General features: G+C 36.1%; 6 protein-coding genes. 2 read left to right on the top strand and 4 right to left on the bottom strand.

Translation table 11 applies throughout. From position 1 onward, the window contains the following. Nucleotides 1-18 precede the first annotated feature (18 nt). The 4 genes from Q4Q34_RS16520 to Q4Q34_RS16535 are packed head-to-tail and all read right to left on the bottom strand — an operon-like array spanning nt 19 to nt 10,479. Nucleotides 19-1,935, bottom strand: a complete 1,917-nt coding sequence (locus Q4Q34_RS16520; RefSeq protein ID WP_303317523.1) for an OmpA family protein — start codon at nt 1,933-1,935, stop codon at nt 19-21. Between the two features lie 13 nt (nt 1,936-1,948). After that, nucleotides 1,949-2,875, bottom strand: a complete 927-nt coding sequence (locus Q4Q34_RS16525) for a PorP/SprF family type IX secretion system membrane protein (RefSeq protein ID WP_135878374.1) — start codon at nt 2,873-2,875, stop codon at nt 1,949-1,951. Between the two features lie 12 nt (nt 2,876-2,887). Then, nucleotides 2,888-9,910 (bottom strand): HYR-like domain-containing protein, encoded by a 7,023-nt coding sequence (locus Q4Q34_RS16530; protein ID WP_303317524.1) that lies wholly within the window; start codon nt 9,908-9,910, stop codon nt 2,888-2,890. Nucleotides 9,911-9,948: 38 nt separating this feature from the next. Beyond that, a complete protein-coding gene (locus Q4Q34_RS16535) occupies nt 9,949-10,479 on the bottom strand; it encodes a hypothetical protein (RefSeq protein ID WP_303317525.1) in 531 nt (176 codons plus the stop codon). A gap of 492 nt (nt 10,480-10,971) precedes the next feature. Between Q4Q34_RS16535 and Q4Q34_RS16540 the strand changes: the two genes are divergently transcribed. Together Q4Q34_RS16540 and ppk1 are read left to right on the top strand one after the other, a co-directional pair. Beyond that, a complete protein-coding gene (locus tag Q4Q34_RS16540; protein WP_303317526.1) occupies nt 10,972-11,457 on the top strand; it encodes a SixA phosphatase family protein in 486 nt (161 codons plus the stop codon). 152 nt (nt 11,458-11,609) lie between these two features. Beyond that, nucleotides 11,610-13,676, top strand: coding sequence for a polyphosphate kinase 1 (gene ppk1, locus Q4Q34_RS16545; protein ID WP_303317527.1), 2,067 nt, complete (start codon nt 11,610-11,612; stop codon nt 13,674-13,676).

Genomic DNA, 13,676 nt, shown 5'->3' on the forward strand with positions numbered 1-13,676 from the left:
GTGGTCAATGCCATGTTGTTATTCCATTTTTACAACTATAAACTGAGTACGTCTGTTTAATTGATGGTCTTCTTCTTCACAATCTTCACCATCTTCACAACCATTAGTTAATCTGCGTTCACCAAAACCTTGATGTTCTGTAATTCTTTCAGGAGCAATACCTTTAGAAATTAAATATTCATAAGTTGAGTTTGCTCGATCTATAGATAATTTGTCATTGTATGTTAGATCACCTCTTGAATCTGTATGGGATTCAATTCGAATTACCATATCCGGATAGTCATTCTGCATTAGGCTAACAATTTTATCTAGTTCTAAAGCAGCATCTTTTCTAATATTATATTTATTGAAATCAAAATAAATGTTGTTAAGCTCTGCCAGCTTTATCACATTAGGTTCTGGGTTTAACAATAAATTTGCAGCAATTGTTGTAAGCTCAGTCTGAATGTTTTTAGATGTGAATTTTCTATAATCATCAATATATTTATCTTGATTCGCTACAATTTTATAGTCTTTATTTCTGTCGATATTTATTTGATAATAACCATTTTCATCAGTTTCCATGTAGGCAATTTGATTATCATTTTCATCAAATAAGGTAATTTTCGAGTTTGGTATTGGGTTAGTATTAATAGCATCGGTTACAACACCTTCAACATGTAAAACGGGTTTTCTATGATATGCATAAATATCATCATCTCCTCGTCCACCTTTTCTGTTTGATGCAAAATACCCTGTGATACCGTTTTGATTCATTGTAAACGAAAAATCATCTTTATTAGAATTTACTGGAACTCCCAAGTTTATAACATCTGCGATATTACCATCTTCACCTTTTATAGTTCCGAAAATGTCATACAGTCCTAAACCAGGATGCCCGTCTGAAGAAAAGAATAAAACACCCTCATTATTAATAAAAGGAAACCCTTCTGAATTTTCCGTATTTACAATATCACCAACATTTTGTGGCTCACCAAGTGTACCATCAATATTAATATCTACCACATAAATATCTGAACCACCGTAACCACCAGGTCTATCTGATGAGAAGTATAATTTAGTTTCATCAACACTTAAAGCAGCATGTTGTGTGGAAAAATCGTCACTATTAATTGAAAGGTCTTCAATATTAGTCCAGATACTATCTTGCAAAGTTGCTCTGTATATCTTCATGTTTGTTAAACCTTTTTTGTCCTTTTTTTCTATATCTTCAGTGAAGTTATTTCTAGAAAAGTACATGGTATGACCATTTTTTGTAATGGTGACAGGTCCGTCATGATATATTGAGTTTACATCTCCTTTTAACTTTGCTGTATGGTCTACATTTCTTTTGGTTCCAGCATCTGCTACATAAATATCTAGAAATGGTTGTTCATTCCAGCCATACAGACGCTTTATGGAAACGCCTTCGTCTCTGGTGGATGCAAAGTAAACTTTACCGTTGTGTTCAAAAGCTCCAAAATCACTAAACTTTGAGTTGAAGCGAATTCTATCTAAAAAGTATTGTTGTTTCGCGCCAAAGACACTGGTAATAAAATTGGCATCTTTTGAAAAGTCATTAGAATTAACGACACCGCCAGAATCTTTAAAGCGTTGTAACCAAATTTGAGATTCGTCGTATTTTTTCATACCACGAAGTGATTGTGCATATTTATAATAATATTCAACAGGTACATTTTTTTGCTTAACAACATTTTTATAAAATCTTGAGGCATTCCTTGGATCTCTTAAAAACGCATAACAATCTGCTAATTGACGGGTTGCATAGTCTTTGTTGTAATTATTTTGAATAAGTTCTCTGTAAACTTTTGCAGCTTTTACAAAAGAGAATTTATTGAATAATGTATCGGCTCTTTTCTGTTTTCCTTGTTGAGAAAAGGCAGAAAAGCTTAACATTAAGGCGATACAGACTAATATGTAATTTTTATTTTTCATATAAAAAGCCTTATTAGAAATATCTTGGTGATTTTAATTTAGAACTTAAGAATTTAAACTCATATATAAGTAATATTTCATGAGTTCCTGTAGTGTAACTAGCTATGTCCGAAATAGGTTTTTCGTAAGCATAGCCTACACGTAATTGTCTTGAAACCTGAAAGTCAGCGATACCACCAATAGCGGCCGTTTTTTCATTAATTCTGTAAGACCCTCCTATCCAGAATTTCTCATTGTATAAGAAATTAGCGGTAAGATCGAACGATAAGGGCGCCCCATTAGTTGCTTTTATTAAACCGGCAGGCTTAAATTTGAAACTTTTACTTATGTCGAGTACGCCTCCTAGTGTGAAATAGTAGCTAATACGCTCTAAAGCTTTATAATCACCTTGTTTATTTTCATCAGTGTTTAATATTCTGGGTGCAGACAAGCCTGCATAGAATCTGTTGGTATGATAATAGACACCAGCACCAATATTAGGAGCCCAACGGTTTTCTGTGCCGCTAAAAAAATCGTCTTCAACTATTGTAGGATCGTTTATGAAATCCTGGTCAAAACTATAACCGGTAAACCCTCCTTTTAAACCAAAGGCTAATTTTCCACTTCTCCCGGTAGGAATAGTATATGAGAAATCTCCATATAAGTATGAGTAGTTTTGAGGACCTAAATCATCTTCAATAAAAGTTAGTCCTAATCCAATTCTATCATTCCTAAGAGGTGTGTGTACAGATAGTGTTTGTGTTATAGGACCTCCTTTAAAACCAACCCATTGGCTTCTATGTAATCCAACAATACTTAAAGCTTCTCTACTTCCTGCATAAGCAGGGTTTATTGAGATTGTATTGTACATATACTGTGTGAATTGCGGTAATTGTTGTGCAATTCCAACCGTACAACTTAACAATGCAATAGCGATTATGTTATGTTTAATAAGTTTCATAGGTTATGCTTTTTATTTGGTTCCTAAGTAAACAGGTCCTGTAATAGGATTCAATCCACTATCTTTTAAGGTTATTATATAATAATATGTTCCATTTGGTACTTTACCAGCATTTCCAACGGATGATTTATGTGCAGTACCTTCCCAACTGCCAGATGGAGGTTTGTTGTATCTATCCACTCCTTTTATAAGTGGGTAGGCATTAGATTCGAAAACTAAAGCACCCCAACGATTAAATATTTTTACTTCGGCAGTAAACCCACACAATTCAATACCCGAGATATAGAAAAAGTCATTTCTATCGTCACCATTTGGAGTGACAGCTTTTGAAATCGTTATATCATTCTCACCACAAGGCAATACAACACAATCTGCATGTACATTCATAATAACTTCAGTAATGCTTATACAGCCATTGTCTGTAGTTGTATATCTGAATCTGTAATCAATTCCACCACTTTCTGGTAAGAAGTCTGCGCTTAATTCAAGGTTTGAGGGGTCGAATATGCTACCGTTTAATGTTGCAGCAGGATCACCTTCCAATAATTCCCATGTACCATTTGTATTGAGGTCACTAGGTAACAAATTATTCATATTAATGGCACCTTCATCATAACACCAGTCTGGAGCAGATAAATCTGTAACAACTTCATCAAGTGCTACTAAAAGTGTTTGAGTGTAAGTTTCTTCATTATTACATTCATCTCTTACTATCCAGGTTCTAACAATTTCATAATCAGCAAATACATTTTCCTCATATGAGTTTGTTTCATTGAATGCAACTGTAATATTGCTTGAACAGTTATCGGTAAAAGTTAATTCTGGAACATCTGGTATATCAGTACAACTAACATTTAATGTTTCTTCAAAAGTTGATGTTGGTTCAGGAGCTTTAGTGTCTTGAACTGTTATAACTTGAATATGTGTAGTTGTTAAACCACATTCATCGGTAGCTGTCCATGTACGAGTAATTGTATAATTGTTAGGGCAATCACCTGGAGTTGTAGCATCTACAACATTAACAGAAGCATCTCCACAGTTATCTGTTGCTGTTAACTCCTCTGCATTTGGTATAGCATCACATTCTACAGTTATACTAGGTAGAGGAAGTGTTGTTTGTTCAAACACTGGAGGAGTTTTGTCCTCAACTATGATTGTTTGAATATGACTTTTAGTTAAACCACATTCGTCAGTAGCTATATAACTACGTCTAATAGTATAATTATTAGCGCAATTTCCATCAATTCTTTCATCTACAACGTTAACGGAAGCTGTTCCGCAATTATCTGTAGCATCTAAATCTTCTGGAAGAGGGACATCACTACTACATTCCACTGCTATATTTCCAGGAAGTGTTGTTTGAACAAATTCTGGAGCAGTTGTATCTGATGTAGATATTACTTGATCTGCAGTTATTTCGTTTCCACACGCATCTTCAGCTTTCCAAGTACGAGTAATTGTATAACTACCAGGACATAGTCCGTCTGTTCTAACATCATTAAAAGTGATTGTTGGATTGGCATCACAGTTATCTATAGCTGTAGCTGAACCAAAAGCTATTGGAGACAAGTCATCACTACATTCTGCGGTTTGACTAGCTGGTAATGTAAGTACTGGAGGGGTAGTATCATTAATAATAATAGTTTGTGTTACATTAATAGTATTACCACAATCATCGGTTACACTATAAGTTCTTGTGATTCTTTCTGCACATGTATTATTGTCGGATACGTCCGACACAAAAGCAACTGTAGGGCTTGCGGTACAATTATCAGCTTCATCTGTAACCACGGTTACATCAGGAGCAGGTACATCTGCTAGACATTCTACATTAATATCAGCAGGATTGGAAGCTGTCGGAACCGTTGTATCGTTGACATTTATAGTTTGAGAGGCCGTAGTGGAGTTGCCGCAAGCATCTGCAATGGTATATGTTCTGGTAACTACAATAGGACAAGAACCGGAAGCAGTATCCAAATTGGTCACGGTAAGGTCTGCATCGCTAGTACAGTTGTCACCTATGGTAAGCCCAAGAGCTTCAAGAGCAGCTACTGTACTTACAGGAGCAGTGGCATCAGCTGCAGAGCATCCTTCAACCGTTGATTCTAGGATCGTACCTGATACGGTAGGGTCCGTGGTATCGTTAACGGTGATGGTTTGGGTAACGTTTATTGTATTGTTGCAAATATCCGTTACGCTGTAAGTCCTGGTAATCACCTCAGGACAAGAATTTCCATCGGATACATCCGAAACAAAGGCAACTACTGGAGTACCTTGGTTGTCCGCTTCGTCCGTCACTACCGTCACATCCGGTGCTGGAACGTCACCGATGCACTGTACATCTATACCGGCAGGGTTCGAGGCCGTAGGCGGTATAGGGTCCGTGATTAGAATAGTCTGCGTTACGTTGATTGTATTGCCACAATCATCCGTTACGCTATAGGTTCTTGTGATGGTTTCGGGACAGTCACCATTATCGGATACGTCCGACACAAAAGCAACTATAGGGTTCGCGGTACAATTATCAGCTTCATCTGTCACCACGGTTACATCAGGGGCAGGTATAGGCCCGCCCGGCACTGTAATGGTAACAGGGTTGGAAGCTGTCGGTACCGTTGTATCGTTGACATTTATAGTTTGAGAGGCCGTAGTCGAGTTGCCACAAGCATCTGCAATGGTATATGTTCTGGTAACTACAATAGGACAAGAACCGGAAGCAGTATCCAAATTGGTCACGGTAAGGTTAGCATCACTGGTACAATTATCCTCTATAGTAAGCCCAAGAGCTTCAAGAGCAGCTACTGTACTTACAGGAGCAGTGGCATCAGCTGCAGAGCATCCCTCAACCGTTGATTCTAGGATCGTACCAGCTACGGTAGGATCTGTAACATCATTAACGGTAATGGTTTGGGTAACGTTTATTGTATTGTTGCAAATATCCGTTACACTATAAGTCCTGGTGATTACCTCAGGACAGGAATTTCCATCGGATACATCCGAAACAAAGGCAACTACGGGAGTACCTTGGTTGTCCGCTTCGTCCGTCACGACCGTCACATCCGGTACAGGAACATCATCAATACACTGTACGTCTATCCCTGCAGGGTTCGAGGCCGTAGGCGGTATAGGGTCCGTGATTAGAATGGTCTGCGTCACGCTGATTGTATTACCACAATCATCGGTTACGCTATAGGTTCTAGTGATAGTTTCGGGACAATTTCCATTATCCGATACGTCCGATACAAAAGCAACTATAGGGCTTGCGGTACAATTATCGGCTTCATCTGTAACCACGGTTACATCAGGGGCAGGTACAGGCCCGCCCGGCACTGTAATGGTAACAGGGTTGGAAGCTGTCGGAACCGTTGTATCGTTGACATTTATAATTTGAGAGGCCGTAGTGGAGTTGCCGCAAGCATCTGCAATGGTATATGTTCTGGTAACTACAATAGGACAAGAACCGGAAGCAGTATCCAAATTGGTCACGGTAAGGTTGGCATCACTGGTACAGTTGTCACCTATAGTAAGCCCAAGAGCTTCAAGGGCAGCTACTGTATTTACAGGAGCAGTAGCATCAGCTGCAGTACACCCTTCAACCGTGGATTCCAAAATCGTACCAGCTACGGTAGGATCTGTAACATCATTAACGGTAATGGTTTGGGTAACGTTTATTGTATTGTTGCAAATATCCGTTACACTATAAGTCCTGGTGATTACCTCAGGACAGGAATTTCCATCAGAGACATCCGAGACAAAGGCAACTACGGGAGTGCCTTGGTTGTCCGCTTCGTCCGTCACGACCGTCACATCCGGTACAGGAACATCACCGATGCACTGCACATCTATACCGGCAGGGTTCGAGGCCGTAGGTAATATAGGATCCGTAATTAAAATAGTTTGCGTCACGTTAATGGTATTACCACAATCATCCGTTACGCTATAAGTTCTAGTGATGGTTTCAGGACAGTCACCATTATCGGATACGTCCGACACAAAAGCAACTGTAGGGCTCGCGGTACAATTATCGGCTTCATCTGTCACCACGGTTACATCGGGGGCAGGTATAGGCCCGCCTGGCACTGTAATGGTAACAGGGTTGGAAGCTGTCGGTACCGTTGTATCGTTGACATTTATAGTTTGAGAGGCCGTAGTCGAGTTGCCACAAGCATCTGCAATGGTATATGTTCTGGTAACTACAATAGGACAAGAACCGGAAGCAGTATCCAAATTGGTCACGGTAAGGTTAGCATCACTGGTACAATTATCCTCTATAGTAAGCCCAAGAGCTTCAAGAGCAGCTACTGTATTTACAGGAGCAGTAGCATCAGCTGCAGAGCATCCCTCAACCGTAGATTCTAGGATCGTACCTGATACGGTAGGGTCCGTGGTATCGTTAACGGTGATGGTTTGGGTAACATTAATTGTATTATTACAAATATCCGTTACACTATAAGTCCTGGTAATCACCTCAGGACAGGAATTTCCATCAGAGACATCCGAAACAAAGGCAACTACGGGAGTGCCTTGGTTGTCCGCTTCGTCCGTCACGACCGTCACATCCGGTACAGGAACATCACCGATGCACTGCACATCTATACCGGCAGGGTTCGAGGCCGTAGGTAATATAGGATCCGTAATTAAAATAGTTTGCGTCACGTTAATGGTATTACCACAATCATCCGTTACACTATAAGTTCTAGTGATGGTTTCAGGACAGTCACCATTATCGGATACGTCCGACACAAAAGCAACTGTAGGGCTCGCGGTACAATTATCGGCTTCATCTGTCACCACGGTTACATCGGGGGCAGGTATAGGCCCGCCCGGCACTGTAATGGTAACAGGGTTGGAAGCTGTCGGTACCGTTGTATCGTTGACATTTATAGTTTGAGAGGCCGTAGTCGAGTTGCCACAAGCATCTGCAATGGTATATGTTCTGGTAACTACAATAGGACAAGAACCGGAAGCAGTATCCAAATTGGTTACGGTAAGGTTAGCATCACTGGTACAATTATCCTCTATAGTAAGCCCAAGAGCTTCAAGAGCAGCTACTGTATTTACAGGAGCAGTAGCATCAGCTGCAGTACACCCTTCAACCGTAGATTCTAGGATCGTACCTGATACGGTAGGGTCCGTGGTATCGTTAACGGTGATGGTTTGTATATAATCACCAATAGTAACACCACAAGCATCAGTAAAATTCCACGTATTAGTATATGTCCCACTACTAGGGCAAGTTGGATTAGGAACAAATGCTCCAGGTGTTTTTGTTAATGTTAAGTTACATTTGTTTGTAACTGGTTCTAAAGCTTGTGCAGTAGTTAAGCCTGTAGCGTCACTACATTCAATAGTTGCGTCTAAGCCATTAATAGGTGTTTGCCAAGATATTGTAGGCTGTATTACGTCAATAACTATTGGGTCTAATATTCCCACTCCACAATCATCTAGATTTGCAGAACTCACTACAGATTGAGGACTAGGATCTTGAGTTCCAGTGTAGGAAGCCTCTAATTGTAAGTTAAATTGAAGGTCACAACTGGTTTCTAAAAAATAACACTCATCTCTAATTTCTAAATCAAAATCAACATTTACAGCTGCAGCTCCAGCATCAGCAACACCATCAGCAACGAAAAACTCTAATAAGTTAGTTCCTGTATTATAGTTATAAGTAATTCCAGTGGGAAGAGCAGGGCTTATAGGTTCTACTAATGTTACCTGTGGGGGGAGTGTAGTAGAAATTTCTAAACTTTTGGCATCATCATTTCCTTTGTTTTCAACAGTAAAACTAGCTCCAAAACTTGCTCCAGGATTTAGAGAGGTTGTAGGTGTGTCTAGTGTTAAATGAATAGGTCCTAAATTTGGAGACCAAACATCTACAGATAAACCCAATAAAAACAATCCATATGTTTCCTTGTTAGATGCTAATCTAAATGTCGCTGAAGTTTGATTATTAGCAATAATAGTATTGCTAGGGTTTGATAATTGAAAAATTGCAGCATCAAAACCTAAAGTATTAGTACTAGCAGGGGTTCTATTCGTGAAATTTGCATTATCAATTGTAATTTTACTATTAAAAAAGTTATTAGTATCTCTAATTGGACTTGTTGGCGATGTCGATAAGTCAACAAAAGTATTAGATGTGTTTTCTATTTGTAACCTATCACCATCTAGACCTAAGTCACCTTCTAAACCACCAATAAGAATATTAGCATTTACATCACCAGTCGGTACAGTTTGAAAACCATTAAAGTCAATATTATAGCTACCCTGTCCATTAACAACATGTCCGTATCCGTCAAAGATTGAAATATTCTTTAATGGTAATAGAGGGCTTTCATATACAAATACTATTTGCCAACCCCCAGAGACACCAGTAGGTAAATTATTGTTATGATCATTTAAACTACCTATTTTCCCTTCAACATTAGCAACTAGATAACTACCATAAGGACTTATATTATTGTCGATTAAATTGACAACAGAACTTGTAATGTCTTTTACACAGATATATGGATCATTACTAAAATGTCCATTGTGAGGCGGTCCTATATGATCTTCCCGACCTCTATAGATAACTTCATCTGCTGTATATGTAGTATATGCCGTTTCCGATGGAAGCATAAGTTTTATATCATTATAATTCCAATCAGGTTGATTTTCAGAATTTGGATCTAACTCATTTGGTTCTTGATCTGCTGCAGCCCAATACAATAATACTTTTTTTATTGTTAAACAACTTGCGGTAGGAGCGGGATTAACAAAATTAGCACTACTTGAATTGAATGTCGTATCGTCTGTATCAATATCTACATATACAAGGTTGGAAAATTGGTCATTATCGTTTCCACCATTATAATTACCAGTTGCCGTTGTAGAAATCATGTTATTCGCGATAATAGTGAAATCTCCATTTACAGCTTCATTAAAACGAGGGGTAAAAGCCTTTTTTAACTGGGCTTGAGCAAAAGCACTTATTAATAGCAAAACTATCAATATTACTTTATGATAGTTTATATGTTTAGTAAAGATTTTCATAAGCCTTTAATTAACTAATTAATATTTTTTATAAATTTTTAGTGTCTTAAAATGTTTGGGTTCGGAATAAAAGTTCTTATTATGACATATTTTCCGGCTTTTTCATTATCCAAGAGATGTGTGGCTATTTTAAAACATTTCAATGTCCCCATTTCTGTATTGTTATGGCGTGTAATTTTAACATAAAACTCAATTGATTCATTTGGGTTTAAAATCATTTTATCAATCTTTTTGCTTAATGCTTTATTATAGATTTCAACAGTTAGGCTAGATGAGTTTTTTTCATTAACAACAACCTCTTCATTATTATCTACATCACCTATTTTATTACTAACAACATCATCATATTCAGTTTTGCATATTATTTCTTGACTTGAAATGCTATAATTCAACACCTTATTTGAATTATTAGTAAGGGATAGAAGATGTAAATGCTCAATATTAGCATCTGGTTTATCACTATAATTAACTATATTTAAATCAAATGCATGTTGTTGTGCATTTATACATAATGAAAAGCAACACACTAATAGAAAAGAGTAAAGAGTTAGAGTCAATTTATGTTTCATGATTTAATAAAATTATTTTATTTTAAACTATATATAATAAACACCAAAGTGTCAAAATAGTCACATTGAGGTACTAAGGTTGAGGATTAATAAAAACAATAAAAAAGTTTTCGAGGGAAAAAACTGTGAGGGAATAACATTGTTTAACAATGTTGTAATTTTATATGATCTTAGATTCAGGTTCATAACTTTGTAATGTTTAAGTAGGTGCTACAAAAGAACACATATGCAACAATCTGTTCAAAAATAAATGGTAAATCACTTATAAATTCGTTTAAAAGCTTTTGAGAATCCTTTGATCGGTATAATAAGTTTTTTATCGGTTTCGGAGTGTTTTCCTACTGTTTATGTACCCTAAGCTTTAACTGTTTTAACATATAATAGAAGCTTCATGTATGCTGATTTTTAACTAATTTTGCAGAGTAAATAAATTGAGTTTCATCGATAAAAAAACTATTTTAACCGATGAAAATTCTCACTTAATCGATTTTTATGAAAAAATTAATTATAGTAAGACACGCTAAATCTTCATGGAAACATAATGTGATAGATCATGAAAGACCACTTAATGAAAGAGGTTTTAAAGATGCCGATTTAGTTTCAGAAAACTTAAAAGGAAGCGGTTTAAAGGTCGATTTAGTTTTGTCAAGCGATGCTATGCGTGCCGAAACCACTTCAGACATTTTTATCTCTAACCTGAATATTGATGAAAGTATTGTTCACTTAAATCATGATTTATATGATTTTTCTGGAAGTCATCTTATTGAAGTTATTAAATCATGTGATGATTCTGTTGATACACTCATGGTTTTTGGACATAACCATGCCATTACGGCTTTTGTAAATACTTATGGAAGCATCATAATAGATAATGTTCCTACTAGTGGAGTGGTTGTTATAGAGTTTGATATTGTAAATTGGAAAAATTTAAATCAAGGGAAGACCATACAAACATTATTTCCTAGAGATTTAAAATAATATTGTTTATACTTAATTTTTAAAGATTATTGGTATCAACGTAACAATTTACCGTTTAAAAAATCTTACCATTTCATAATGTTTTTTACTAATAATATTAAGCTTAAATAGAATATATTTGTGTATATATTCTAACCCATTAATTTTTCTAAATGACAAAACCAGAATTACAAGATAATAATTACGTAAACAGAGAAATAAGTTGGTTGCAGTTTAATGCTCGGGTTTTACAAGAGGCATCGGATGAAAAAAATGTACCATTAATTGAACGTTTGAGGTTTCTAGGTATTTTCTCTAATAATCTAGATGAGTTTTTTAAAGTTAGATATGCCACGGTTAAGCGTATAGTCGATGCTGGAAAAGGTGGAAAGAATGCCTTGGGAGGGATTAAAGCCAAAGAGTTATTGGAGATTATAACTCAAATTGTAATTAAACAGCAGAGTAAAAGTTTAGAAATATTAAGCACCATTCATCAAAGGTTAGAGGATGAAAACATTTACATCATTGATGAGACTCAAATTGATAAAGCGCAGCATGACTTTATAAAGAAATACTTTTTAACACATGTTAGCCCAGCATTAGTGACTATTATTTTGAACGATTCTGTCGTTCTACCAAATTTAAAAGATAGTGGGGCCTATTTAGCAGTTAGGATGGTAATGTCTAATGATGAAAGACAGTTTGCTTTAATAGAAATACCAAAAACCTTTAATCGGTTTGTTGAATTACCAAAAGAAGGAGAAAAGAGTTATCTTATAATGATTGATGATTTACTTCGTCATTGTTTAAGTGATATTTTTAATATTTTCGATTATAAGAGTATTTCTGCTCATATGATTAAAATTACTCGTGATGGGGAATTGGATTTTGAAAGCGATTTAAGTAAAAGTTTCATAGAGAAAATATCTGATAGTGTTAAACATAGGCAAATTGGAGAACCCGTTCGTTTTGTATATGATAAAACAATAGATAAAGAAACTTTAGAGTATTTAATGACCAAAATGGGAATTGATGATACAGATAGTATTATTCCCGGGGGCCGATATCATAACAGAAGAGATTACATGGGGTTTCCTAGCTTAGGAAGAAACGACCTGCTTTACGATAAAATTGAAGCTTTACCTATTAAAGGACTTAGTTTAGAAGCTAGTATTTTTGAAGCTATTAAGCAAAAAGATTATTTGCTTCAGGCGCCTTACCAAACTTTTTCCTATGTTGTTAAGTTTTTACGAGAGGCAGCTTTAGATCCGAATGTAAAAACGATAAAGATTACTATTTATCGTTTAGCTCAAATCTCACATATAGCGAGTTCACTTATTAATGCAGCTGTAAATGGTAAGTCTGTTACAGTATCTATAGAGTTACGTGCCAGATTTGATGAACAGGCAAATATTGATTATGCTCAGCAAATGGAAGATGAAGGTGTTAATTTAATATTTGGGGTGGCAGGTTTAAAAGTACACAGTAAAATGTGTGTTATAGAACGAGAAGAAGGAAAAAAACTAAAACGATATGGGTTTATAAGTACAGGAAACTTTAACGAATCTACTGCAAAAATTTATACAGATTATACATTGTTTACTTCAGACCAGCGTATTTTAAAAGATGTGAATAAAATTTTTAGTTTCTTTGAGACCAATTATAAAATTTTCACTTATAAACATTTAATAACATCACCTCACTACACTCAAAAAGCAATTTTTAAGTTAATAGACGCTGAAATTGAAAGCGCTAAAAATGGAGACTTGGGCTGTATAAGATTGAAAATGAACAGTATTTCCAGTTATAAAATGATAGACAAGCTTTATGAAGCAAGCAGAGCAGGTGTGAAAATTCAAATGATAGTTAGGGGGATTTGTTGTTTAATTCCTGGAATAGAAGGAATGAGTGAGAACATTGAAGTTATTAGTGTTGTAGATAAATTTTTAGAACATTCCAGAGTGTATATATTTGGTAATAATGGCAACTCCAAAATTTATATTTCTTCTGCAGATTGGATGACAAGAAATATTGATAATAGAGTAGAAGTGAGCTGTCCTATTTATGATGAAGATATTAAGCAAGAAATTATTGAGACGTTTAATATTAGCTGGAGCGATAATGTTAAAGCAAGATTATTGGGAGAATCACAAGAAAATAATTATAGAATAAATGATAACGAAAAAGTAAGGTCCCAATTTGCTATGTATGATTATTATTTAAAAAAGTTAGAGGGGTAG

This window comes from Flavivirga abyssicola (genome assembly GCF_030540775.2).
Taxonomy (GTDB): Bacteria; Bacteroidota; Bacteroidia; order Flavobacteriales; family Flavobacteriaceae; genus Flavivirga; species Flavivirga abyssicola.